Origin of the sequence: Streptomyces sp. KPB2 (assembly GCF_003950055.1) — a bacterium.
Taxonomy (GTDB): domain Bacteria; phylum Actinomycetota; class Actinomycetes; order Streptomycetales; family Streptomycetaceae; genus Streptomyces; species Streptomyces salinarius.
On sequence record NZ_CP034353.1, the window covers coordinates 2,263,583 to 2,288,598 of the forward strand.

20 protein-coding genes are annotated in these 25,016 nt (G+C 71.9%); 4 read left to right on the forward strand and 16 right to left on the reverse strand.

What is annotated here, in order from left to right; genetic code table 11:
- Positions 1-96 precede the first annotated feature (96 nt).
- From D1J63_RS09660 to rimP, 3 genes are all read right to left on the reverse strand, one after another.
- Positions 97-402 carry a YlxR family RNase P modulator gene (locus tag D1J63_RS09660; RefSeq protein WP_125628582.1) on the reverse strand — a complete coding sequence of 102 codons (306 nt, stop codon included), beginning with the start codon at positions 400-402 and terminating at the stop codon, positions 97-99.
- Positions 403-527: 125 nt separating this feature from the next.
- A complete protein-coding gene (gene nusA / locus D1J63_RS09665) occupies positions 528-1,526 on the reverse strand; it encodes a transcription termination factor NusA (protein ID WP_125628583.1) in 999 nt (332 codons plus the stop codon).
- A 2-nt stretch (positions 1,527-1,528) separates the two neighbouring features.
- On the reverse strand, positions 1,529-2,032 hold the full coding sequence (gene rimP / locus D1J63_RS09670) for a ribosome maturation factor RimP (RefSeq protein ID WP_102930599.1): 504 nt from the start codon (positions 2,030-2,032) through the stop codon (positions 1,529-1,531).
- A 407-nt stretch (positions 2,033-2,439) separates the two neighbouring features.
- Here rimP and D1J63_RS09675 point away from each other — a divergent pair, with 407 nt between their 5' ends.
- From D1J63_RS09675 to D1J63_RS09685, 3 genes are read left to right on the forward strand one after another with little or no spacing between them, the layout of a single operon-like run.
- On the forward strand, positions 2,440-2,973 hold the full coding sequence (locus tag D1J63_RS09675) for a hypothetical protein (RefSeq protein ID WP_125628584.1): 534 nt from the start codon (positions 2,440-2,442) through the stop codon (positions 2,971-2,973).
- Entirely contained in the window at positions 2,970-3,494 is a 525-nt protein-coding gene (locus tag D1J63_RS09680) for a ferritin-like domain-containing protein (protein WP_125628585.1), read from the forward strand. Before D1J63_RS09675 ends, D1J63_RS09680 begins: the two co-directional genes overlap by 4 nt.
- 39 nt (positions 3,495-3,533) lie before the next feature.
- Positions 3,534-4,445 carry an aminoglycoside phosphotransferase family protein gene (locus D1J63_RS09685; protein ID WP_125628586.1) on the forward strand — a complete coding sequence of 304 codons (912 nt, stop codon included), beginning with the start codon at positions 3,534-3,536 and terminating at the stop codon, positions 4,443-4,445.
- 620 nt (positions 4,446-5,065) lie between these two features.
- Here D1J63_RS09685 and D1J63_RS09695 read toward each other — a convergent pair.
- The 7 genes from D1J63_RS09695 to D1J63_RS09725 all read right to left on the reverse strand — a co-directional run bounded on the left by D1J63_RS09695 (position 5,066) and on the right by D1J63_RS09725 (position 14,874).
- Positions 5,066-6,769 (reverse strand): proline--tRNA ligase, encoded by a 1,704-nt coding sequence (locus tag D1J63_RS09695; protein WP_125628587.1) that lies wholly within the window; start codon positions 6,767-6,769, stop codon positions 5,066-5,068.
- A gap of 73 nt (positions 6,770-6,842) precedes the next feature.
- Positions 6,843-7,388, reverse strand: a complete 546-nt coding sequence (locus D1J63_RS09700) for a GNAT family N-acetyltransferase (RefSeq protein ID WP_125628588.1) — start codon at positions 7,386-7,388, stop codon at positions 6,843-6,845.
- 64 nt (positions 7,389-7,452) lie between these two features.
- On the reverse strand, positions 7,453-8,301 hold the full coding sequence (locus tag D1J63_RS09705) for a GNAT family N-acetyltransferase (protein WP_164712774.1): 849 nt from the start codon (positions 8,299-8,301) through the stop codon (positions 7,453-7,455).
- A 97-nt stretch (positions 8,302-8,398) separates the two neighbouring features.
- Entirely contained in the window at positions 8,399-9,556 is a 1,158-nt protein-coding gene (ispG, locus tag D1J63_RS09710; RefSeq protein WP_087789382.1) for a flavodoxin-dependent (E)-4-hydroxy-3-methylbut-2-enyl-diphosphate synthase, read from the reverse strand.
- 256 nt (positions 9,557-9,812) lie between these two features.
- Positions 9,813-11,105 (reverse strand): site-2 protease family protein, encoded by a 1,293-nt coding sequence (locus tag D1J63_RS09715; protein ID WP_102928978.1) that lies wholly within the window; start codon positions 11,103-11,105, stop codon positions 9,813-9,815.
- Positions 11,106-11,113: 8 nt separating this feature from the next.
- On the reverse strand, positions 11,114-12,370 hold the full coding sequence (dxr, locus tag D1J63_RS09720) for a 1-deoxy-D-xylulose-5-phosphate reductoisomerase (RefSeq protein ID WP_102928972.1): 1,257 nt from the start codon (positions 12,368-12,370) through the stop codon (positions 11,114-11,116).
- 554 nt (positions 12,371-12,924) lie between these two features.
- A complete protein-coding gene (locus D1J63_RS09725) occupies positions 12,925-14,874 on the reverse strand; it encodes an acyl-CoA dehydrogenase family protein (RefSeq protein WP_125628589.1) in 1,950 nt (649 codons plus the stop codon).
- A 290-nt stretch (positions 14,875-15,164) separates the two neighbouring features.
- Here D1J63_RS09725 and D1J63_RS09730 point away from each other — a divergent pair, with 290 nt between their 5' ends.
- A complete protein-coding gene (locus D1J63_RS09730; protein ID WP_125628590.1) occupies positions 15,165-16,178 on the forward strand; it encodes a LacI family DNA-binding transcriptional regulator in 1,014 nt (337 codons plus the stop codon).
- Between the two features lie 56 nt (positions 16,179-16,234).
- Here the strand turns inward: D1J63_RS09730 and D1J63_RS09735 are convergent, their stop codons facing one another.
- The 6 genes from D1J63_RS09735 to D1J63_RS09760 all read right to left on the reverse strand — a co-directional run bounded on the left by D1J63_RS09735 (position 16,235) and on the right by D1J63_RS09760 (position 24,936).
- On the reverse strand, positions 16,235-16,957 hold the full coding sequence (locus D1J63_RS09735; protein WP_125628591.1) for a hypothetical protein: 723 nt from the start codon (positions 16,955-16,957) through the stop codon (positions 16,235-16,237).
- A gap of 38 nt (positions 16,958-16,995) precedes the next feature.
- Positions 16,996-19,248: a glycoside hydrolase N-terminal domain-containing protein gene (locus D1J63_RS09740; RefSeq protein ID WP_125628592.1), complete on the reverse strand. Its 2,253-nt coding sequence runs from the start codon at positions 19,246-19,248 to the stop codon at positions 16,996-16,998.
- Positions 19,245-21,215 carry a beta-galactosidase gene (locus D1J63_RS09745; protein WP_125628593.1) on the reverse strand — a complete coding sequence of 657 codons (1,971 nt, stop codon included), beginning with the start codon at positions 21,213-21,215 and terminating at the stop codon, positions 19,245-19,247. The genes D1J63_RS09740 and D1J63_RS09745 overlap by 4 nt, the downstream gene beginning before the upstream one ends.
- Complete coding sequence (locus tag D1J63_RS09750; RefSeq protein WP_240798803.1) at positions 21,215-22,087, reverse strand: carbohydrate ABC transporter permease; 873 nt, start codon at positions 22,085-22,087, stop codon at positions 21,215-21,217. The genes D1J63_RS09745 and D1J63_RS09750 overlap by 1 nt, the downstream gene beginning before the upstream one ends.
- A 98-nt stretch (positions 22,088-22,185) precedes the next feature.
- Positions 22,186-23,223 (reverse strand): ABC transporter permease subunit, encoded by a 1,038-nt coding sequence (locus D1J63_RS09755; protein WP_125628594.1) that lies wholly within the window; start codon positions 23,221-23,223, stop codon positions 22,186-22,188.
- Positions 23,224-23,250: 27 nt separating this feature from the next.
- Positions 23,251-24,936 (reverse strand): extracellular solute-binding protein, encoded by a 1,686-nt coding sequence (locus D1J63_RS09760; protein WP_125628595.1) that lies wholly within the window; start codon positions 24,934-24,936, stop codon positions 23,251-23,253.
- Positions 24,937-25,016: the final 80 nt, after the last annotated feature.

Consider the following 25,016-nt stretch of genomic DNA (forward strand, 5'->3'; position numbering starts at 1 on the left):
CTCATCGAGTGCTCATCGCAATCTCGACCTGCTTTCGACTCGCGAGGTACCAGACCGCGCGGGGTTCCGCGCGGCATGTCTTCCTTACCACGTTGCTCACACGCTGCTTTCGGCAGCCTTGTCGCAACCTTGTGCCTGCTCGACGTAGTGGCGCAACGCCTTTACGTCGAGCGGACCCGGGACGCGGAGCGCCCGCGGGAACGCCTTGCGGCGCACTGCCTGGTCGACACAGACCGGCACGGGGTGGACGTACGCACCCCGGCCGGGCAGCGTACCGCGCGGATCAGGGGCGCAATCACCCTCGACCGCGACGATGCGCAGCAGCTCGCTCTTGACCGCTCGCTCCCGGCACCCCACGCAGGTGCGCTCGGGGCATGCACGGGTACGTGTCCGGCCAGACACTCCTAAGTCTACCTCCCCGGATCGACCTCACCCCTTCGGGGCAAGAATCGAACACGTGCCGCAAGCAAAGCTGTCGTGATCTCAGCGGCCTGCGGCTTGGATCTATTCCCCGGCGCCTCGGACGGCTAGTCGTCCGGCTGGTCGTCCGGCTGCTCGGTGTCCGGGCGGATGTCGATCCGCCAGCCGGTCAGCCGGGCCGCGAGCCTGGCGTTCTGGCCTTCCTTGCCGATGGCCAGCGACAGCTGGTAGTCGGGCACGATCACGCGCGCGGAGCGGGCCGCCAGGTCGACGACCTCCACCTTCGAGACGCGGGCCGGGGAGAGCGCGTTCGCCACCATCTCGGCCGGGTCGTCCGACCAGTCGACGATGTCGATCTTCTCACCGTTCAGCTCGCCCATGACGTTGCGCACCCGGCCGCCCATGGGGCCGATGCAGGCGCCCTTGGCGTTCAGGCCCGAGCGGGTGGAGCGTACGGCGATCTTGGTGCGGTGGCCGGCCTCGCGGGCGATCGCGGAGATCTCGACGGACCCGTCGGCGATCTCCGGCACCTCGAGGGCGAACAGCTTCTTCACCAGGTTGGGGTGCGTGCGGGAGAGCGTCACGGAGGGGCCCCGTACGCCCTTGGCGACGCGGACGACGTAGGACCGCAGCCGCGTGCCGTGCGGGTAGGTCTCGCCGGGCACCTGCTCCTGCACCGGCAGGATGGCCTCCAGCTTGCCGATGTCGACCAGTACGTTCTTCGGGTCGCGGCCCTGCTGGACCACGCCGGTGACGATGTCGCCCTCACGGCCGGCGTACTCGCCGAGCGTCGCGTCGTCCTCGGCGTCGCGCAGCCGCTGCAGGATGACCTGCTTGGCGGTGGTGGCGGCGATGCGGCCGAAGTCGGACGGGGTGTCGTCGAACTCGCGGGGCGCCTGGCCCTCCTCGAGGTCGTCGGGGTCCTCCTTCGCCCACACGGTCACGTGCCCGGTGTTCCGGTCGAGCTGCACGCGCGCGTGCCGACGGCTTCCCTCGGTGCGGTGGTAGGCGATGAGGAGGGCCGACTCGATCGCTTCGACCAGCAGGTCGAAGGAGATCTCCTTCTCCCGTACCAAGCCCCGCAGGGCGCTCATGTCGATGTCCACGGCTACGCCTCCTCCTCTTTCGTGTTGTCGTTCTTGCGGTTGAACTCGACCTGGACGCGTGCCTTGTCGATGTCGCCGAAGGGCAGTCTGCGGGTGGTGGCCTTGCGGCCCTTGACACCCGGGACTTCGAGGTCGAGCCCGTCCTCGTCCACGGCGAGGATGCGGGCGACCAGTTCGCCGCCCTCGTGCAGCTGGAAACGGACCAGGCGGTCCGTGGCGCGCACGTAGTGGCGGTGCTGGGTGAGTGAGCGCTCCGCGCCCGGGGTGCCGACCTCGAGGGTGTACTCCCCCTCGCCCATCGCGTCGGTCTCGTCGAGCTTCGCCGAGAGCGCGCGGCTCACATCGGCGATCCGGTCCAGGTCCGCCCCGGTGTCGGAGTCGACGACCACGCTCAGCACACGCCTGCGGCCGACCGAGTCCACCGCGATCTCTTCGAGGTCCAGTCCCTGGGAGGCGACGAGCGGCTCCAGCAGCTCTCGCAGCCTCTCGCTCTGGGTGGTGCTCATCCGGGTGACTCCTCGGCCGCGTGTGCTGTTGTGGGACGGTGCGCGTGTCTGGTCAAAGGGTATCCGGTCGCGGGGGGTGTTGCCGTCCACCCCGGGGGTGGGGCGGGTTCGCCGACGGGGGCGTGGGTGGGGGGTGTGGTTCCGGGGGGGGTGGGGTCTGGCTTCCGGGGGTGGCGGTTCGGGTGGGGGGGCCGGTGCGGGTGCATGGGCGGTTCGGGGGCGTGGGTGGTTCGGGTGGGTGGTGCGGTGCGGGTGGGTGGTGCGGGTGGTGCGGTGCGGGTGGGTGGTGGGGCGGGGCACGGGTACCGTGATCACTGGCGGGCCGCAGGCCGTAGGCCGTATCGCGCTCCCGCCGTCGCCCGTCGCTCTGCCGCCGCTTCCGTACGAGCCTGTCGAGGTCGTCTGCCGTGTCGTTTTCCCCATCGCCGCGCCCTCCCCGGGGGCCGCGCAGAAGGAGCCTGCTCGCGTCGGCCGCCGGGGCCGCGCTGCTCGTCGGCTGTACCGGGGGCTCGGGCTCCGACGATCCCGGGACCGGGACGTCGGCCACCGACCGGGCACGCGCGCGTGCGGCCCGGGACAGCGAGGCGCTGGCCGAACGGTACGCGGCGGTGATCGCGGCCCATCCCGGGCTGGCGGAGCGGCTGGGGCCGCTGCGGGAGGAGGTCGTACGACACGCGGAGGCGTTCGGTGGTGTGCGGGCGGCCTCGTCGGCCTCGCCCTCGGTTTCCGCGCGGGCCGCCGGGCCGACGGCCCGTGACTCCGGTGCCGTGCCGGCGGACGAGAAGGGTGCTCTGGCCCTGCTCGCCGACGCCGAACGGAAGCTCGCCGACCGGCGGGCCGAGGCGCTGCTCGACGTCCCGGGCGAGTCGGCGCGGCTGCTGGCCTCGGTCGCCGCGGCCGGGGCGGCCCACGTGTTTCTGCTGACGGAGGGTGACGGGTGAGCAAGGCGGAGGACCGGCGGCTGGACGCCCTCCAGGCCGCGTTGGCGGCGGAGCACGCGGCGGTGTACGGCTACGGGGTCGTCGGTGGGCGTGTCGGCGATGAACGGCGCACCGAGGCACGGGCGGCGTACGACGCTCACCGGGCGCGGCGGGACGCGCTGGCGCGCGACGTGCGGGACCTGGGCGGCGAGCCGGTCGCCGCGGCGGCGGGGTACGCGCTGCCGTTCTCGGTGCCGGACTCGGCGGCGGCCGTGCGGCTGGCGGCCGACCTGGAGGACCGGGTGGCCGGGGTCTACTCCGACCTGGTGCGGGCGGCCGAGGGCGACGCGCGGGCCACGGCGGCCGGGGCGCTGCGCGAGGCGGCGGTCCGCGCGGCGCGCTGGCGGGGCGGGAGCGTAGCCTTCCCTGGGCTCGCCGAGCGGGCCGGCACGCCGTCCGGGCAGGGTCGTCCTGATCCGGATGTCTCCGACACGGCGACGGGACCGGCGGCTCCATCGGCCACGGCATCACCGACTGCGTAACGCGTACGGCTTTCCGTACGGGAAGGGAACGGCTCGCGCATGGCTTTCGAACCGCCGCGGCGTTTGATCCGAGCGCTCGGCGAGACGGCACCGGACGGTGACGACTGGCTGGCGAAGCTGCCCGAGGCGGCGGAGCGGGCCGTGGCGGTGCGTGGGCTGACCGCGGAGCGGGTGCAGGTGCCCGGCGGGCGCAGCAGTCTGGTCGTGCTCGTGCGGACGGCCGGGGGTTCCCCTGCGGTGCTGAAGCTCGCCCCGCGCCGGGCCCGTCCGGAGAGCGAGCGGGCCGCGCTGGTGCACTGGGGTGGGCTGGGGGCCGTGCAGGTGCGCGACGAGGATGCCGAGGGGGTGTCCGAGGAGGGCGTGCTGCTGCTCGAGCGGCTGCATCCGGATGTGTCGGTGCGGTCGTTGCCGGAGGCGAAGGCGTTGCTGGAGGCCGCGGGGACGTTGCGGCGGCTGTGGGTGGAGCCGCCCGCCTCTCATCCCTTCGAGACCGTGGCCGAGCGGACCGGGCGGCAGGCCGAGGCGATGCGGGTGGGGGCGGTGGCCGACACGGAGGTGGCGCCGCTGGTCGAGGCGGCGCTCGCGGCGCGGGCGGAGTTGTTGGCGGAGCCGTCGGAGCAGTTGCTGCTGCACGGCACGTTTCGGCAGAGCAAGGTGCTCGCCGGGGATCGGATGCCGTGGCTGGCGGTGGGGCCCGATCCGGTGGTCGGGGAGACCGCGTTCGATCTGGCGCGGCTGGTGCGGGACCGGGTGGAGGATCTGATCGCCCAGCCGTCGGGGGCGTCGACGACGCGGCGGCGGATCAAGCGGCTCGCGGAGTCGCTGGAGGTCGATCAGGAGCGGCTGCGCGGCTGGACGCTGTTCCGGGCGGTGGAGTCGGGGGTGCGGGCCCGGAGGGTGGGCCGCGAGCAGGACGCGGAACTACTGCTGGAGTTCGCAGGCTGGCTCTAACAGGGCCGGGTGCCTCCGGCGGTGGGTGGTGCGGGGTGCCTGCGGCGCCGGTGCGGGTTCGGTGGTGGTGCGGGGTGCCTGCGGCGCCGGTGCGGGTGGGGTGGGGGTGCGCGTAGCGCGTTGGGTTCGGTGGGTGGGTCGGGGGCGTGCCGGGGGGTGTCCGTCCTCGGAACGGCGCGGAATCGGTCGGCCACAGAAGTGGACTCTGTTGACGCGCCAACCGCTGCGGGCGGACACCCCCCGACCCGCCCCCTCCTCGCCGTACGCGCCTGCGGGCCGCCCCACGCCACTGCCCCATCCCCGCCGTACGCGGCTCCCCGCCGCCGTCACCGTCGCCGCGAGCAGCCGCCCCGCCGCCCCAGCTGCGGGCAGTCGTCGTGCCGCCCCAACTGCGGGCAGTCGTGCCGCTGGGGCGGCACGGGTGGGCGCAGCGGCACCCGGCCAGCGCCGGCCCGCGTCCCCCCACCCCGCGCCCACACCCACGCCGGGTGACCAGGCAACCCCGGGCCCGTGGGCCCACCCCGCCCACGCCCGATGACCAGGCAACCCCGGGCCGGTGGGCCGACCCCGCACCCGCGCCGGGGGCATGGGCGACGTCGGCCACGCGGTCCGTCGCGGCGTCAGGCGGTGAGGCGGGCGAGGGCCTCCTCGACCGTTACCTCCTCGCGCTCCCCCGTGCGGCGGTCCTTGAGTTCGACCACGCCCTCGGCGGAGCGGCGGCCCGCGACCAGGATCTGGGGGACGCCGATGAGTTCCGCGTCGGTGAACTTCACGCCGGGAGAGACCCCCGCCCGGTCGTCCACCAGGACGCGGACGCCGGCCGCGGCCAGCTTGTCGGAGACCTCCAGGGCCAGCTCGGTCTGCAGCGCCTTGCCCGCGGCGACGACGTGGACATCGGCCGGGGCGACCTCCTTGGACCAGACGAGGCCCTTGTCGTCGGCGTGCTGCTCGGCGAGAGCCGCCACCGCGCGCGAGACGCCGATGCCGTAGGAGCCCATGGTGACGCGGGCCGGCTTGCCGTTCTGGCCGAGGACGTCGAGCTTGAGCGCGTCGGCGTACTTGCGGCCCAGCTGGAAGATGTGGCCGATCTCGATGGCACGGTCCAGCTTCAGGCCGGTGCCGCACTTCGGGCAGGGGTCGCCCTCGCGGACGACCACGACGTCGACGTACTCGTCGACCTCGAAGTCGCGCCCCGCGACGACGTTCTTGGCGTGCGTGTCGGCCTTGTTGGCGCCCGTGATCCACGAAGTGCCCGGCGCGACGCGGGGGTCGGCGATGTACTTGAGCTTCTCGCTCCGGCCCTGCGGGCCGACGTAGCCGCGGACCAGGTCGGGGCGGCCGACGAAGTCCTCGGCGGTGACCAGCTCGACGGCGGCGGGGGCGAAGTGCGCCTCGACCTTGTCCATGTCGACCTCGCGGTCGCCGGGCACGCCCACGGCCACGATCTCGCCGTCCACCTTGACGAGGAGGTTCTTGAGGGTGGCGGAGGCCTCCACGCCGAGGGAGGCGGCCAGCGTCTCGATGGTGGGGGTGTCGGGGGTCGGGATGTCCTCGGCGGCGGGCACGTCCGTGGCCTCGACCGGCGTGAGGGTGTAGGTGATCGCCTCCGTGTTGGCGGCGTAGTCGCAGTTCGGGCAGTCGGCGAAGGTGTCCTCGCCGGCCCCGGCGGGGGCGAGGAACTCCTCGGACTTGGAGCCGCCCATGGCGCCGGCGGTGGCCGCGACGATGCGGTAGTCGAGGCCCAGGCGCTCGAAGATGCGCTGGTAGGCGGCGCGGTGCAGGGCGTAGGACTCGGCGAGGCCCTCGTCGGCGACGTCGAAGGAGTAGGAGTCCTTCATGAGGAACTCGCGGCCGCGCAGGATGCCGGCCCGGGGGCGGGCCTCGTCGCGGTACTTGTTCTGGATCTGGTAGAGGATGACCGGCAGGTCCTTGTAGGACGACGCCTGGTCCTTGACCAGGAGGGTGAAGATCTCCTCGTGGGTCGGGCCGAGGAGGTAGTCGCCGCCCTTGCGGTCCTGGAGACGGAAGAGTTCGGGGCCGTATTCGTCCCAGCGGCCCGTCGCCTCGTACGGCTCGCGCGGCAGCAGGGCGGGGAGCTGGACCTCCTGGGCGCCGATGGCGTCCATCTCCTCGCGGACGATGCGCTCGATGTTGCCGAGGACCTTCTTGCCGAGGGGCAGCCAGCTCCACAGGCCGGCGGCGGTGCGGCGCACGTAGCCGGCGCGGACCAGCAGCTTGTGGCTGAGGACCTCGGCGTCCGCCGGGTCGTCGCGCAGCGTCTTCGCCATCAACTTCGACATGCGCTGGACCGGTGCGTTGGCCATGGTTCTCGTGTCTCCTGCTGCGTAAGGGTGGTGCTAGGAGGTTAGCCGGGTGGTCCGGTGCGGTGGAAATCGGTTATCGACCGGCCGGTGACCGCCTGCGCAGCGGGAGCGTGGCGCCCATCACCGCGTACGGCTTGGGGGCGCTCGGGAAGAGGACCTGGCGGGCGAGGTCCTGGTAGCCGAGGGAGTGGTAGAGGCCGCGGGCGGGGCTGTCCCGGTCGATCGCGGAGAGGATCGAGCGGGGCTGGGTGGCGGCGTCGGTGATCGTGGTGATCAGGGTGCGGCCGAGGCCCCGGTTCTGGTGGGCCGGGTGGACGTGGAGCTCGGTGATGACGAAGGAGTCGTCGAGCCAGGCGTCGTTGTCCCGGGCGCGGAGATAGGGCTCGACGACGGTGGACCACCAGTGGGCACGGTCGTTGGGCATGCCGTAGACGAAGCCGACGAGCCGGCCCCGCTCGGTGGCGCCGAGGGCCCTGGCACCCGCGTAGGTCATGTGGCGCAGGACGATCTGCCGGCGGACGGCCACCTCGTCGGGGCCGAGGCCGAAGGCGGCGGCTTGGACGGCCAGCGCCTCGTCCACGTGCGCGGAGAGGTCCAGTGGGCCGATCACGAGGTCCATGCCGGGGAGCCTACAGGGGCGTTCCGGTTGTCGTCCGGGTGCGGGCCGCCGTCTGCCGCGCGGTTCAGAACAGGACGCTCATGAAGGCGCCGACTTCCCGGAATCCGACCCGCAGGTACGTCCGTCGCGCCGCCGTGTTGAAGTCGTTGACGTAGAGGCTCGCGACCGGCGCGGTGTCCGCGAGGGCGTGGCGCAGGACCGCCGCCATGCCCGGTGCCGCCAGGCCCTTGCCGCGGTACTCGGGGTGCACCCACACACCCTGGATCTGGCAGGCGCGGTCGGTGGCGGCGCCGATCTCGGCCTTGAAGACGACCCTGCCGTCGGCGTCGAAGCGGGCGAAGGAGCGGCCGGAGCCGACGAGTTCGGCGACCCGGGCCTGGTAGAGCAGGCCGCCGTCGCCGGCCATCGGGGAGATGCCGACCTCCTCGGTGAACATCGCCACGCAGGCCGGCATGATCCGCTCCACCTCGTCCTTGCGGACGCGGCGGACGTACGGGTCCGGGGCGATGTCGTCGGGGAGCCGGTCGGTGACCATGAGGGGCTGGTGGGCCCGGACCTCGCGGGCCGGGCCCCAGCCCGGTTCGAGCAGCCGCCACAGCTGGGCGGTCGGCTCGGCGGGGCCGACGATGGAGGAGCAGCGGCGGCCGGCCCGCCGGGCGCGGTCGGCGAAGGCGCGGACGGCGCGCGGGGTGGCGCAGATGGGGACGAGGTTGGCGCCCGCGTAGCACAGGGACGTGAGCATGCCGTGCTCGTACCAGCCCCACATCTCGCCGCCGAGGCGCCACGGGTCGAGGCCGGCGATCTGGACGCGCGCGGTCACGAAGGCGTTGGCTACCGGCTCGCGGTCGAGGACGGCGAGCGCGGCGTCCAGGTCGCTCGGTTCGAGCACGCGGGAAGTGGTCTGCGTCAACACGTGCGGGGGCCTCACCCTGAGATCTGCTGGTCTCCGCACTGTACCTGTCGTGCATATGCCGCGCCGCCCCCAGGGCGACGCGGCCTCGGTGGGCGGATCAGCCCGCGACGGAGACCGAGGGCTCGCCGGAGATCACGCCGTCCTTCTCCATCTGCTCGGCGATCTTCATGGCCTCGTCGATGAGGGTCTCCACGATCTTGGACTCGGGGACGGTCTTGATGACCTCGCCCTTGACGAAGATCTGGCCCTTGCCGTTGCCGGAGGCGACGCCGAGGTCGGCCTCGCGGGCCTCGCCGGGGCCGTTGACGACGCAGCCCATGACGGCGACGCGGAGGGGGACCTCCATGCCCTCCAGGCCGGCGGTGACCTCCTCGGCCAGCTTGTAGACGTCGACCTGGGCGCGGCCGCAGGACGGGCAGGAGACGATCTCCAGGCCGCGCTGGCGCAGGTTGAGCGACTCCAGGATCTGGATGCCGACCTTGATCTCCTCGACCGGCGGGGCGGACAGGGAGACGCGGATGGTGTCGCCGATGCCCTGGGAGAGCAGCGCGCCGAAGGCGACCGCCGACTTGATCGTGCCCTGGAACGCCGGGCCCGCCTCGGTGACGCCGAGGTGCAGCGGGTAGTCGCACTGGGCGGCGAGCTGGCGGTAGGCCTCGACCATGACGACCGGGTCGTTGTGCTTGACCGAGATCTTGATGTCCCGGAAGTCGTGCTCCTCGAAGAGCGAGGCTTCCCACAGGGCGGACTCGGCGAGGGCCTCGGGGGTCGCCTTGCCGTACTTCTGGAGCAGGCGGCGGTCGAGGGAGCCGGCGTTCACGCCGATGCGGATCGGCGTGCCGTGGTCCTTCGCCGCCTTGGCGATCTCCTTGACCTTGTCGTCGAACTGCTTGATGTTGCCCGGGTTCACGCGGACCGCCGCGCAGCCGGCCTCGATCGCGGCGAAGACGTACTTGGGCTGGAAGTGGATGTCCGCGATGACCGGGATCTGCGACTTCTTCGCGATCACCGGCAGGGCGTCGGCGTCGTCCTGGGTGGGGCAGGCCACGCGGACGATCTGGCAGCCGGAGGCCGTCAGCTCGGCGATCTGCTGGAGGGTGGCACCGATGTCGGAGGTGCGGGTCGTGGTCATGGACTGCACCGACACGGGGGCGTCGCCGCCCACCGCCACGGGTCCGACCTGGATCTGCCGGCTCTTGCGGCGCTCCGCGAGCCTGGTCGGAACGTCCGGCATGCCGAGAGAAATCGCAGTCATCTGCTGTGCAACCCCAAGTCGTGGATCAAGGTCCGGTCCCGTTCAGCGGCGGGCTCCGGCATCCGAGATTACGGCACCGACGTGAACGCCGGGCACACGGCGTACGGGAGATGCACCCTATGGCGTCCATCTGCCGGGTGAGGCGAGTGAAGCCCGGTCCGGAGGGACATGCTCTCCGGATCGGGCTTCTCATCGGATCGGTCGGACGGTCCGCAGATCGGGTGATCGTTCCCGGCGGCGGCGCTCGGTCCGGTGGTCAGGTTATGCGGACCGGGTTGACGACGTCCGCCACCAGCACGAGCAGGGTGAAACAGACGAAGACGCCCGCCACCACGTAGGCCACCGGCATCAGCTTCGCCACGTCGAAGGGGCCGGGATCGGGCCTGCGCAGGACCTTGGCGGTGGCGCGGCGCAGCGACTCCCACAGGGCGCCCGCGATGTGGCCGCCGTCGAGCGGCAGCAGCGGGAGCATGTTGAAGAGGAACAGGGAGAGGTTGAAGCCGGCCACCAGCATGACGAACATGGCGAGCTGCTGGGTGGGCGGGATGTCCAGGGTGGCGATCTCGCCGCCGACACGGGCCGCGCCGACGACGCCCATCGGGGAGTCGGCCTCGCGGGGTCCGTCGCCGAAGGCGGCGTCCCACAGGGCGGGGATCTTGGCGGGCAGGGCGGCGAGGTTGTCGACGGCGTCGCCGATCCGGTCGCCCATCCAGGTCACGGACTGGCCGAAGTCCTGTTTCACCACGCCGGTGGCGGAGCTGAAGCCGAGGAAGCCCGCGGTGACGTACTCGCCCTGGACGATCTGTCCGTTGGAGTCCTTCTTGGCGACCTTGTTGGTGGCGATGGTCGCGTGGAGGGTGATCTCCTCGCCCTTGCGCTCGACGACGACCGGCACGTCCTGGCCGGGGTTGGCGCGGATCAGGTCGGACAGCTTGTCCCAGTCGTCGGTCCGTACGCCGTCGAAGGCGAGGATCTTGTCGCCGGCCCTGAGGCCCGCCGCCGCGGCCGGGGAGGCCGGGTCCGACTTGGTGCAGTCGTCGCGGTTCTCGCTCTGCGAGATGACGCACTGCGAGACGGAGCTCACGGTGGTGGTCTGCTGGGAGATGCCGAAGCCCATCAGCACCGTGAGGAAGAGCACCACGGCGAGGATCAGGTTCATGAACGGGCCGGCGAACATCACGATGACGCGCTTCCACGGCTTGCGTGTGTAGAAGAGGCGCTTCTCGTCACCGGGCTGCAGTTCCTCGAAGGCGGCGGAGCGGGCGTCCTCTATCATCCCGCGCCAGGGCGAGGTGGAGCGTGCCTCCATGCGGCCGTCGGGGCCGGGCGGGAACATGCCGATCATGCGGATGTAGCCGCCGAACGGGATGGCCTTGACCCCGTACTCGGTGTCGCCCTTCTTCCGCGAGAAGAGCGTCGGCCCGAAGCCCACCATGTACTGCGGCACCCGGATGCCGAACATCTTGGCGGTGGACAGGTGGCCCAGCTCGTGCCAGGCGATGGAGAAGAGCAGGCCGACGGCGAAGAGGACTATGCCGAGGATGAACATCAGGGTCGTCATGCACGGGCCTCCGCCGTCTGTGCCGCCAGTTGCCGGGCCCGGGCGCGTGCCCAGGTCTCCGCTTCGAGGACGTCCGCGACGGTGAGCGAGGTTCCCGTACGGGGGGTGCCGTGCTCCTCGACCACCCGCGTGACGGTCTCCATGATCCCGAGAAACGGCAGCGCGCCGGAGCGGAACGCCTCGACGCACTCCTCGTTGGCGGCATTGAACACCGCCGGGGCCGTGCCCGCGAGCTGTCCGACGTGCCGGGCCAGGTTGACGGAGGGGAAGGCCTCGTTGTCGAGCGGGAAGAACTCCCAGGTCGAGGCCTTGCTCCAGTCGAAGGCGGGCGCGGCGTCGGGGACGCGGTCGGGCCAGCCGAGGCCCACGGCGATGGGCCCGCCCATGTCGGGGGGCGTGGCGTGGGCCAGGGTCGATCCGTCCGTGTACTCAACCATCGAGTGGACATACGACTGCGGGTGCACGACCACCTCAATGCGGTCGAAGGGAATGTCGTAGAGCAGGTGCGCCTCGATCACCTCCAGGCCCTTGTTGACGAGGGTCGCGGAGTTGATCGTGATCACCGGGCCCATGGCCCAGGTGGGGTGGGCGAGGGCGTCCTCGACGGTGACCGCCGCCAGCTCGTCCCTGGTACGGCCCCGGAACGGGCCGCCGGAGGCGGTGACGACCAGCTTGCGCACGTCGGCGCGGGTGCCGGCGGCCAGCGCCTGGAAGAGAGCGGCGTGCTCGGAGTCCACGGGGATGATCTGCCCCGGCTTGGCCAGCGCCTTGACCAGCGGGCCGCCGACGATGAGCGACTCCTTGTTGGCCAGCGCGAGGGTGCGGCCCGCCTCCAGGGCGGCCAGGGTCGGCGCGAGTCCGATGGAGCCGGTGATGCCGTTGAGCACGGTGTGGCACTCGGAGGCGGCGACCTGGGTGGCCGCCTCCGGCCCGGCGAGGATCTCGGGGAGCGGCTCGCCCGTCCCGTACTGGGCGGTGAGCGCCTCCCGCAGCGCCGGTACGACGTCCTCACGGGCGACGGCGACGGTCCGCGCCTTGAGCCGGTACGCCTGCTCGGCGAGGAGGGCGACCCGGCCGCCGTTGGCGGACAGGGCGGTGACCCGGAAGCGGTCCGGGTTGCGCAGCACGAGGTCGATGGCCTGGGTCCCGATCGACCCGGTGGACCCGAGGATCACCACGTCCTTCGGGCCGTCGCCCGCCACCGGGTCGTAGACGAGGTGGGGGTCGGCGAGTGGGGCTGGACTGTCGCTCATCCCCCCATTGTGTCCGCAACGGCCCTCCGGGAGGACAGCGCGTCCCTCGGTCGGGTGTCGCGCGCCCGCGCCGGGGATCGCCGGGACGCCCCTCCGGCCACCTCCCGCCCGCAAGGGGTCGGGGCAGGAGGCATGATCCGGGGGCGTGCCCGTACGGGCCAGGGCGGACGGCAGGGCTCACGAGCCCCCCGGGGCGCTCGGGTCGCGGCTCGGCGCCGCCGACGACGCCCGGCCCCGCTGCGGGGCCAAGTCACCGGGCCACCCCCAGGTGGACCGGGGTCGGGGCCAGGGCGTCCGAGCGTGGCCCGGCCGCGGCTCCGCCCGCCGCAGCGTGGCCCGGCGGCGCGCGCCCCGCCCAGGACGAGGGGCGGCGCCCTGCGTCGCCCCTCCCGCACGAGCGGCCGGGACACCGACCGGCCTCGCTCCAGGCCGTTGCACCCCGCACCGGCGGACGGTCACGGCTCCCGGCCGGACGCCGGGGCGCGCCTCGACGGCGGGCCCGCACCCGCGACGGGGCCCCGGCCCGCCGCCCGTCTCCGGGCCGCGCCCCCGCCTCAGCCGATGGCCCGGCGGACGTTCTCCTTCGTGCTGGCGCCCGGGGTCGCCTCCGCGATCCACGGGCCGTCGCCCGACGGGTCGACGACGCCCTGCTCCAGCCACTCGTACGCGCCGCCCAGCACGCCCTTGACGACCTTGCGGTCCAGGTCGTCGGTGTTGGTCCACAGGCGGCCGAAGAGTTCCTCGACGCGGATGCGGGACTGGCGGCAGAAGGCGTCGGCGAGCTGGTAGGCCTCGCGGCCGTGGTCGCCCTTGGCACGCAGGTGCTCGGCGCGTACGCAGGCGGCGCTCATCGCGAACAGCTCCGCGCCGATGTCGACGACCCGGCCCAGAAAGCCCTGCTTGGTCTCCATCCGGCCCTGCCAGCGGGACATGGCGTAGAAGGTGGAGCGGGCGAGCTTGCGGGCGGCGCGTTCGACGTGGCGCAGGTGCGCGGAGAGGTCCGGGTGACCGGACGGGTGGAAGTCCGCGTACGAGCGCGGGAGTTGTCCGGGGCCGGCGACGAGCTTGGGCAGCCACTTGGCGTAGAAGACGCCGGCCTGCGCGCCCGCCCTGGCCTTGTCCGAGAGGGACTTGTCGGGGTCGATCAGGTCGCCGGCGACCGAGAGGTGGGCGTCGACGGCCTCGCGTGCGATCAGCAGGTGCATGATCTCGGTGGAGCCCTCGAAGATGCGGTTGATGCGCAGGTCCCGCAGGAGTTGCTCGGCGGGGACCGCGCGCTCGCCGCGGGCTTCGAGGGAGGCCGCGGTCTCGAAGCCCCGGCCGCCGCGGATCTGGACCAGTTCGTCGGCCATCAGGCAGGCCATCTCGGACCCGTAGAGCTTGGCGAGGGCCGCCTCGATGCGGATGTCGTTGCGGTCCTCGTCGGCCATCTGGGAGGAGAGGTCCAGGACGGCCTCCAGGGCGAAGGTCGTCGCCGCGATGAAGGAGATCTTGGAGCCGACCGCCTCGTGCAGCGCGACCGGCTTGCCCCACTGCTCGCGCACCGCCGACCACTCGCGGGCGATCTTCAGGCACCACTTGCCGGCGCCGACGCACATCGCGGGCAGCGAGAGGCGGCCGGTGTTGAGGGTGGTCAGGGCGATCTTCAGGCCGGCGCCCTCGGGGCCGATGCGGTGGGCGGCGGGGACGCGGACGCGGTGGAAGCGGGTGACGCCGTTCTCCAGGCCGCGCAGGCCCATGAAGGCGTTGCGGTTCTCGACCGTGATGCCCTCGGAGGCGGCCTCGACCACGAACGCCGTGATGCCTCCCTTGCCTTGCTCCGACTTCGGGACGCGGGCCATGACCACGAGCAGGTCGGCGACGACGCCGTTGGTGGTCCACAGCTTCACGCCGTCGAGGACGTAGTCGTCGCCGTCCCGGACGGCCGTGGTGGCCAGTCGCGCCGGGTCGGAGCCGACGTCCGGCTCGGTCAGCAGGAAGGCCGAGATGTCGGTGCGGGCGCAGCGCGGCAGGAAGGTGTCCTTCTGCTCCTGGGTGCCGAACATCTTCAGCGGCTGCGGCACGCCGATCGACTGGTGGGCGGAGAGCAGCGCGCCGATCGCCGGGTTCGCGGAGCCGACCAGGGCGAGGGCCTTGTTGTAGTAGACCTGGGTCAGGCCGAGGCCGCCGTACTTGGTGTCGATCTTCATGCCGAAGGCGCCCAGTTCCTTCAGCCCGGTGATCACGTCGTCGGGGATGCGCGCGTCGCGCTCGATCACCGCGCCGTCGATCTTCGTCTCGCAGAAGTCGCGCAGTTTGGCGAGGAACTCCTCGCCCCGCTGGACGTCCTCCTCGGCCGGGAGCGGGTGGGGGTGGATGAGGTCGAGGCGGAAGCGGCCGAGGAAGAGTTCCTTGGCGAAGCTGGGCTTGCGCCAGTCCTGTTCCCGGGCCGCCTCCGCGACCTGGCGTGCCTCACGTTCGGTGACGGTGGGTCGGGAGGAGGAGGGGGTGGGTGGTGCGGACATGAGGCTCACCTCGCCACGATTCGTCCTGCACGAACTTGCGGACGTACGTTACTTGTCGGTGCTACTCGATCGTATGTACCCGATCCCGGGCGACCCGACCACCCTTCGTGCGGCCGTTCGGCCGATACTGCGTGGGGAGGGCGGAAGAGAGAAACGCAGGAGAGAAGCGTGTCGAAGCGCTTCGACAGACTATGGACAGGCATCCTCGCTGCGGCTACTGTCGAACCACTCTCACCCACACCCGTTGGTCCCCCGCGCTGTCGAAGCGCTTCACAAGCTTGGAGAGCTGGATGGTCACCCTCGCCGAGGTCGCCCAGCACGCCGGAGTCTCGGCCAGTACGGTGAGCTATGTCCTCAGCGGCAAGCGGTCCATCTCCACCACCACCCGCCGGCGGGTCGAGGAGAGCATCCGGAAGCTCGGCTACCACCCGAACGCGGGCGCCCGCGCCCTGGCCAGCAGCCGGTCCAACATCATCGCCCTCATGATCCCGCTGCGCACCGACATGTACGTGCCGGTGATGATGGAGATCGCCATCGCGGTCGCGGCCGGCGCGCGCACCCACGGGTACGACATCCTGCTGCTCACCGGCGAGGAGGGCCCCGACGCGGTGCGCCGCGTCACCGGCAGCGGTCTCGCCGACGCGATGATCCTCATGGACGTCGAACTGGACGACGAGCGGCTCCCCCTGCTGCGCGGCACCCACCAGCCGTCCGTGCTGATCGGGCTCCCCTCCGACACCGAGGGTCTCACCTGCGTCGACCTCGACTTCCGGGCGACCGGCGCGCTGTGCGTGGAGCATCTGGCGCAGCTGGGGCACCGCGACATCGCCGTCATCGGTGAGGCCGCCGCCGTCTATGAACGGCACACCGGCTTCGCCGAGCGCACCCTGGACGGTCTGCGCACCCGTGCGCGGGAGCTCGAACTGCGGCTGTTGCACCGGCCCTGCGAGGGCGGGTACGACGCGATGGCCGTGACGCTGGCCCGCATCTTCGACGAACGCCCCGACACCACGGGCTTCGTCGTCCAGAACGAGTCGGCGGTGGAGCCGCTGCTCGCCCTGTTGCGCCAGCAGGGCCGGGCGGTGCCGGAGGACGTGTCGGTGGTCGCGGTCTGCCCCGAGGAGGTCGCCACCCAGGCCTCCGTGCGGCTCACCTCGGTCTCGGTGCCCGCGCAGGAGATGGGCCGGCGGGCCGTGGAGCAGCTGGTCGCCAAGCTCGACGGCCGCGGGAGCGACGAGGTGGTGCTGCTCGCGCCGGAGCTGACCGTCCGGGCCAGCTCGGGACCGGCGCCCGTGCGGCCGTAGCGCCCCCGACCCCGGAGGCCCGCCCGCGCACCACGACGGTGCGCGGGCGGTCCCGCTCAGCCGCCGCTGACCGTCAGGCGGTCGGTGCGGAAGTCCAGGCCGCCGGCGGACGAGGTGATCTCGTAGCCGAACTGCACATCACCGATGGTCTCGTTGCCCATCCAGCCCTTGGTGTCCTTGATCCACTTCAGGATCGGCAGGATGTTCACCGTGCCCGAGTCGGAGTCCGAGGTGCGCAGGAACGAGAAGACCTCGTTGGCGCCGTTGTTCCCCTTGTAGACGTTCCAGGTGTGGCCGCCGAGGCCGACGGTGCCCTGCGAGGTGCCGAGGGGGCCGACGGCTCCGTTCTGGTTGACCCAGAGCATGATCTCGTAGTCGTAGTCCGTGTCCCAGATGTCGTACGACGTGTTGTAGGCGCCGGACGACGGGACCGTGACGTCGTAGCTGCTGGTGAGCGAGGAGAGGGAGGAGATCGGCTTGTTGATCACCTTCTTGGCGTTCGGGTAGGACTTGATGCCGCCCGTGTTGGGGTGGTCGGCCCAGACTCCCCAGTTGGTGCCGGAGTTGGCCCACACGCACTGGCTGCCGGCGCCGGAGCCCCAGATGTTGTTGTAGAGGGTGTAGCCGTCCAGGGCGGTGTTGCCCCACTGGTCGCAGGTGTTCCAGACGGCGGCCTGGGCGGGGGCGGAGGCGAGGCCGACGGTGGCGCCGAGCGCGAGGGCCGGGGCGAGGAGAGCCGTCAGCGTGCGGGTGCGGGTGGTGCGCGTGCGTGGTGCCATGGCGTTTCCTTCCATGGGTGGGGGGAGGTGCGCGGGTGTTACCGCGTCCTGAAGCTGAGGACGCGGTCCTCCCCGGCGACGAGGTCGAGCGGTTCGGCGCCGGAGGGAGTCCGGAGTTCGACGCGGTGGCTGCGGTGCGGGCGCAGAACGGCGCTCGCGCTGCCGTCCGGTGCCCAGGTGAGGTCCAGTGCCGCCCCGAACCGGGTGCGTACGCCCCTGAGTTCGCCCCGGGGGCAGGAGTCCGGGAGGGCGGGCAGCAGGACCAGCCGGCCGGGGGTGGACTGCACGAGCATGTCGATGAGCACGGCGGGCAGGCCGTGGGCGGCGTCCGCGTTGTAGACGTCGCGGTGGGGGTAGTGCGCGCTCATCAGGGAGGCGTGGAAGTAGTCCCCGTCGAGGACTCGCCCCAGGGCGTGGGCGACCCGGGCGCCGTCCCCGAGGCGGGCCGCGACCAGGGCGTGGTGGAGGTGGCCGTGGGCGGAGTCGTTCTCGGCACCGCGCAGTTCGAGGGCGCGGTGGGCGGCCTCGGCGAGGTCGGGGGTGTCGTACGGGTTGATCTCGTCGAGCGGCCAGACGGCGTAGAGGTGGCTGAGGTGGCGGTGGTCGTAGGTGTCCGTCAGGCCGGGCCATGCCCACTCCGCGAGGGCGCCGTCGGCGTTGATCCGGTGCGGGGGGAGCCGGTCGGCGAGGGCGCGCCGGCGGTCGGCGTGCTCGGGCCGTCGGTCGGCGGCGGTCAGCAGGGCGTGCCGGGCCGCGGAGAGGTCCATGGCCGCGTTGAGGGTGCCCCAGCTCGCGTTGGCGGGGCGGTTCTCGGGTGAGTACGAGGGGACGACGACCAGGTCTCCGGCGTCGTCGGTGCGGGTGAGGAAGTCCTCGTAGAAGAGGGCGACTTCGTCGAGCGCGGCGGTGGTGCGGGGGTCGCGCGTGCCGTAGGTCTCGTCGTGGTCGACGAGGGGTCGCAGCAGCCAGTCGGCGCCCGCGGTCCACAGGTGCAGGGGGTACTCGCGGCTGAAGTGGTACGTGTGGCCGCTCTCGCCGTCGGTGTGGGAGGGCGCGACCGCTCCCCGGGTGCCGAAGATCTCGCGGGCGTTGTCCCGCCAGTGCGGGAGCTGGCGGTGGACCAGGGCGGCGTGGGCCTCGGTGACCTCGGGGAGGGCGGCGGCCGCGGCGGAGGCGGTCTGGAGGTTGAGGTTGGCGTTGGTGGTAAAGGCGCCGGACCAGGCGGTGTTCCAGTCGCCGGTCCACAGACCGGTGAGGCGGGGCGGGAACAGGCCGCTCGCCGACAACAGGTGGTAGCGGCCGGCGGCGAAGAGGCGTTCCAGCAGGGCGGTGCCGTGCGGCCGGGCGAGCAGCTCCGAGCCCGGCAGGGCGCGTTCGGCGGGGTCGGCGGCGAGGTCGAGGGTGACGCGGTCGTAGGCGGTGCGGTGCTGGGTCAGGTGCCGGGCGAGGAGGTCGTCGTACGAGGCGGAATACGGCGCCGAGTGCGGCGCCGGCTGCGGGGCCGCGGACGGGGTCACGGGCAGCAGGTCGCGCAGGGCGCGGCTCTCGGCGACCGTGTCCAGTTCGCCGGTGTGGCGGTGCACCCGGGTGAGCAGCAGCACCTCGGCGGCGCCCTCGACGAGGACGCCGGGCGGCACGAGCTTCGTGGTGCCGCCGGTGACGGCGACCAGGGTGACGCCGGTGTAGGCGAGGTCGCTGCCCGGGTAGCGGGCGCGCAGGGTCAGCAGGGCGCCCTCGGGGGTGAGGACCGCGCCGTGGCCGATGCGGAGTCCGGCGGGGGCGCCGGGGAGGCGGGGGTCGAGGGACAGGTCGAGGGTGAGGTGCGGGGCGGTGACGTGCTGGACGATCACGTCGTCGGCGCGGGAGACGAAGACGCGGCTGGTCCAGCCGGCCCGGGTGGCGGTGGTCTCGCCGGTGGTGAAGTCGACGGCGCGGCGGTAGGGGGCGTCCGTGTCGTCGGGGGACGGTCTGTTCAGGCGGAGCTGGAAGGCCGGGTGGAAGGGGCGTACCCATTGCAGGGGGCGGCCGTCGGTGAAGTCCTCGGCGGCCGCCCGGTCCCCGGCCAGCAGGCGGTCCTGGAGGGCGGGGAGTCGGGCGGCGAGGGCGGGTGGGCGGCGGTGCTCGTCGTCGCCGTCCGGGCGGACGAGGGTGTGGTGGGTGACGATCACCCGGTCGGCGTCGGGATCGCCGTGCACGAGGGCGCCGTGGTGGCCGTTGCCGGTCAGGAAGGCGTCCTCCCAGCGGCCGGCGGGCACGGGCTCCCAGGTGCCGTGGACGGGCGTGGCGCTCACGGTGTCAGCACCGCCACGCCGTAGCGGCCGAGGGTGATCCGGTCGGTGGCCGTCGTCTGCGTCAGCAGGTCGTGGTGGGTGCCCGGGAGGTCGACGGTGACCGGCTCACGGCCGTGGTTGAGCAGGAAGAGCAGGCCGCCGCGCCGGACCGCCTCGACGCCGTCCGGGAGTGCGTCGAGGACCGGCCGGACACCCGCGCCGGCGGCGACGCGGGCCAGCAGGGCACGCAGCGCGTCCGGCTCGGGGAGCGTGGAGACGTACCAGGCGCGGCCCTTGCGCAGTACGGCCGGCAGTCCGTCGAGTTCCCCGCCCCGGTACGGCACGGTCTCGTCGGCGGTGCCGTCGGGCTCCAGTTCCTCGGACCACAGGGTGCCGCGCAGGCCGCCCGCGCACTCGGCCCTCTCACCCGGCCGGAGCGGCCACCACTCGTGCAGGGTGCGGATGCCGAACAGCTCGCGCAGCCGGACGTCCATGGCGCCGGGCCGTATCCGGTCGTCCTGGTCGGCGACTGCGGTCAGGAAGCCGCAGACGAGGGTGCCGCCGCCGCGCACGTACGCGAGGAGGTTGTCGACGGCCGCGTCGGTGAGCAGGTAGAGCTGCGGGACGACGACGAGGCGGTAGCGGGTCAGGTCGTGACCGGGGTGGGCGAAGTCGGTGGTGAGGCCGGCCTGCCACAGCGCGTGGTGCCAGGCGCCGAGGACGTCCGGGTAGTCGACCTCGCGGGAGGGCCGGGCCTCCTGGTCGCCGGCCCACCAGGAGTGCCAGTCGTGCAGCACGGCGACGTCCGCGGCGACCCGGCTTCCGGTGACGTGCGGGGCGATCCGGGCCAGGTCGGCGCCGAGCCGCCGCACCTCCTGGTACGTGCGTCCCCGCTCGCCCGCGTGGGAGACCATCCCGGAGTGGAACTTCTCCGCGCCCTGCCGCGACTGCCGCCACTGGAAGCAGCAGACGGCGTCGGCGCCGCGGGCCACCGCCTGCAGCGACCAGAGGCGGTGCAGCCCGCGCGGCTTGGGGTGGTTCACGCCACGCCAGTTGACGGCTCCGGCGGCCTGTTCCATGAGCATCCACGGGCCGCGTGCCTGGGAGCGGGTCATGTCCTGGACGAGGGCGCCGTGCTGGGCACCGGAGGGGTCGTGCGGGTCGGGGTAGAGGTCGACGGAGACGACGTCCTCCTCCTCGGCCCAGCGCCAGGCGTCCTGTCCCGCCCACAGCGGCATGAAGTTGGTGGTGACCGGGAGGTGCGGGGTGTGGCGGCGGACGATGTCGCGCTCGGCGGTGAAGCACTCCAGGAGCATGTCGGAGGTGAAGCGCCGGAAGTCGAGGACCTGCGCCGGGTTCTTGAGATAGTGGGTGCGGCGGGCCGGCAGGATCTCCGCCCAGTCGCCGTAGCCCTGGCTCCAGAAGGCGGTGCCCCAGGCGGTGTTGAGGGCGTCGAGGGTGCCGTAGCGGTCCTTCAGCCAGCGGCGGAAGCGGGTGGCTGCCTCGTCGCCGTGGTCGTAGGTGCAGTACTCGTTGTTGATGTGCCACATGGTGAGGGCCGGATGGCCGGCGTAGCGCGCGGCCAGGGCCTCGGTGATGGCGGCGGCGTGGCGGCGGTAGACGGTGCTGGAGTGCGAGAAGTGCTGTCGGCCGCCCCACCACTCGGTGCGGCCGTCCTCGTCGCGGGGCAGGGTGTCGGGGTGCAGATGCCCCAGCCAGGGCGGGGGCGAGGCGGTGGGGGTGGCGAGGACGACGCCGACGCCGGCCTCGTGCATCAGGTCCATGAGCCGGTCGAGCCAGGCGAAGTCGTGTACGCCGGGGCGCGGTTCGAGTCTGGACCAGGAGAAGACGCCGAGGGTGACGGAGTTGACGCCGGCGGCCTTCATCAGGCGGACGTCCTCGGGCCAGGTCTCCTCGGGCCACTGCTCGGGGTTGTAGTCGCCGCCGTAGAGGATGCGGCCCCGGGTGACGTCGGACAGGTGCGGCATCAGCCCTTCACCGCCCCGGTGAGCATGCCCTTCTTGAAGTGGCGCTGGACGAAGGGCGACAGGACGGCGACCGGCAGCAGGGCCATCACCATGACCGCCATCTGCACGGCCAGCCCGGACAGTTCACCGGTCTTGATGGCCTGGCCCAGACCGACCGGCGCCTCCTGCTTCTGCACCAGCTGGATCATGACGTTCTGGAGCGGAAGCATGTCCTGGTCGTTCAGGTAGAGGGAGGCGTTGAACCAGGCGCTCCAGTAGCCGACGGCGTAGAACAGGGTGATCACCGCGACGACCGCGCGGGACAGCGGCAGCACGATCTGCCACAGAATGCGCAGGTCGCCGGCGCCGTCGATGCGGGCGCTGTCGATCAGTTCCTGGGAGATGCCCATGAAGAAGCCGCGCAGCACCAGGATGTTGAAGACGCTGATCGCGCTCGGCAGGATCAGCGCGAGGTAGCTGTCGGTGAGGCCGAGGGACTGCACCAGCAGGTAGGTGGGGATGAGGCCGGCGCTGAAGAACATGGTGGCGAGCAGCACCATGAGGATCCAGCGGTGGCCCAGCGAGCCGCTGCGGGAGAGTCCGTAGGCGCACAGCACGGACACCGCCATGGAGAACAGGGTGCCGACGAGGGTGATGCCGATGCTGACGAGCGCGGCGCGGGTGACCTGGCCGCCGCTGAGCAGTTCCTGGTAGGCGACGAACGTGAGGTCCTTGGGGATCATCACCAGGCCGCCGGCCTCGTCGATGGTCCTGCGGGTGGACAGGCTGGTGACGATCACGATCCACAGCGGGAACAGGATGCCCAGGCAGGCCAGGAGCAGCACGAGCCCCTTGCCGGTGAGTCCGGCGCGGCTGGGCTTCTCCTCCCACACGGGGCGGGGCGGGGCCGCCCACCGGCGGGGCGGGCGCGCCGGTGCGCCGGCCGCGGGTGTCGTCGTCTCTCGTACGGCGGTCGCTTCGGGTACGGCGGTCACTTCTTGTACACCCCCTGCTCGCCCATGAGGTGGGCCACCTTGTTGGCCGCGAGGACCAGGCCGAGGCTGATGACGCCCTTGACGAGGCCGGCGGCGGCCGCGTAGCCGAAGTCCTGGTTGCGTACGCCGTTCCACCACACGAAGGTGTCCAGGACCTCCGCGGCGCCGGGTCCCACGGCGCCGCGTTGCAGGAGGATCTGCTCGAATCCGACGGTGAGGGCGTCACCGACGCGGAGCACGAGGAGCAGGGCGACGACCGGGCGCAGGGCGGGCAGGGTGACGTGCCACATGCGGCGCCAGCGGTTCGCGCCGTCCATCGCGGCCGCCTCGTACAGGTCGGGGCTGACCGAGGCGAGGGCGGCGAGGAAGACGATGATCCCCCAGCCGGCGTCCTTCCACACGCTCTGCGCGGTGATCAGGAACTTGAAGGTCTCGGGGTCGGTCATGATGTCGAGCCCGTCGTACCCGTGCTGCCGCAGCAGCTGGGAGAGGAGCCCGGCACCGCCGAGGAGCTGCTGGAAGACGGCGACGACCAGCACCCACGAGAAGAAGTGCGGTAGGTAGAGGATGGCCTGCGAGATCGCCCGGACCCGGGGCCTGACCACGCTGTTGATGAGCAGCGCGAGCAGGATGGGGACGGGGAAGTACAGCAGGAGCTGGAGGACGAAGAGCACGAGGGTGTTCTGGACCGCGTTCCAGAAGGCGGAGTCCTCGAAGATCCGCTGGAAGTTCTCCAGGCCCACCCACGGGCTGTGCACGATGGAGACGACGCCGTTGTCGCTGAGGTAGGGGTCGTACTCCTGGAAGGCGACGACGTTGCCGAGGATCGGCACGTAGTTGAAGACCAGCAGCAGCACGACGGCCGGCAGGGTCATCAGCAGCAGGACGCGGTCGCGCCGGAACCTCAGCCGCAGGCTCAGCCTGCCGGTGGGCGGTCTGCCGGGGGCCGCGGTGTCGCCGCCGTGCGCCTTCGGAGGGTTCTTCTTGCCTTCTTCGGCCTCGGTGTCGGTCCGAGGCACCGTGCTGTGGGACACGGCGGTTCTCCTTGCCTCGGTACCCGGTCAGCCGGCCGCCGGTCCGTTCTCGTCGAGGATCTTCCGGTACCAGTCGCGGAGCTTGTCCCCGCCCTTGCTCTTCCAGTCGGAGACTGCCTGCTGCACGTCGCTGATCTTCTTGCGGCCGCGGACGACGTCGTCCTCCAGCTGCTCGAAGTCGTTGGAGAGGTTGGTCCAGCGGGCCGGTTCGGTGATCTGCATGCCGTAGAACGACGGCTTCCTGGTGACGGCGCCCATGCGCTGCTGCCACTCGACCTGTCCCTTGGCGACCTGGGGGAAGTCGGGGTGGGCGATGGTCGCGGCGGGGCTCGCCACCATCACGTAGGCGTTCATCACGTCGATGTTGCCCTGGTCGGTCTTGGTCGGGACGCCGTCCTTGACGGTGTAGTGGGTGCCCTCCACGCCGTAGTTGGTGGCCATGTACTCCTTGGTGCCGTACGGCGCCGCGGTGACGTTGGCGACGGCCAGCACGTCGCGGATCACGGACTCGGATGCCTTCTTGTTGACGAAGGCGAAGATGCCCGCCGGGTTCTGCGCCCAGAGCGTGGGGGCGCCGCCGTCGTGACCCCAGATGTCCATGCCCCAGATCTCGAACTCGGGGTTCTGGGTGGCCTGTTCGGCGGTGCGGCTCCACCACTGCGACATGTCCTGGTTGTAGATCAGGAACTCACCGGCGGCGAACTTGGGCCCGGGGTCGGCGGCGTTGGACTTGCCGAGCTTGGCGTCGGGGTGGACGACGCCGGCGGCGAACAGCTTGCGCGTCCATTCCAGGGCTTCGAGGTACTCGTCGGTCTCGATGCGGTAGATCAGCTTGCCGTCGGTCTCGTTCCAGCCGAGGGACTTCTCGTTGCCGGAGAGCACCCCGAAGGCGTTGAAGGCGGTCCACTTCATGTCCAGGCAGGCCCAGCGCTTGGCCTTGGCGCTGGTGGCGTCCTTGGCCAGGGCCATGAACTCGTCGCACGAGCGGGGCACTTCGTACCCCTCCTTCTCGAAGACGTCCCGGCGGTAGAGCGGCACGATGCCGGTGACGTAGGAGGAGGGCATGGGCAGGCCGCGCAGCTTGTCGCCGAAGATGGACCGCTGCCAGGCGTCGGTGGGGATCGCGGCGAGGTTCGGGTACTCCTTGACCGCGTCGCCGGAGAGGTAGGGGCCGAGGTCGGCGAACTTGCCGATGATGGCGCTGGGGATCTTGCCGGTCATGTTCCAGCCGGGCACGACCACGACGTCGGGCACCTCGCTGGAGGCGAGGACGGCGCCGAGCTTCTGGTCGTAGGTGTTGCCGTCCTGGTTCTGCCAGACCACGTCGACGCCTATGAGGTCGTTCATCGACGTGTAGTAGGCGTTGCCGTCCTTGGGCGGCGAGCCCCAGAAGGGCGACATGACGGTGACCTTGCCGCCCTTGCCGAGCTTCTTCGGCACCGAGGTCTTCAGGTCCGCCAGGTCGAGCTTGCCGGTGAAGCCGACCGCGGAACCGTTCTTGCTGGGGATGTCGGGCGCGACCACGTTGCTCGCCACGTACGCCGGGAGGATCTTCTTGGCGTCCTTGCCCGACGTGGTGCCGTCGCGCGAGCCTCCGTCGGATCCGCCGCAGGCGGAGAGCAGCGGCACCCCTCCGGCCACCGCTGCGGTGGCGACCGCGGTGGAGGCGAGGAAACTTCTCCGGCTGGGACCGGAGGCGGCGTTCGGCGTCATGTGCGTCAACCCTTCGTGCCTTCGTGGCGCACCGGAGACCCGACGGCGGCCGTCGGGTGCGGTGTCTTGAGGGAACTGGG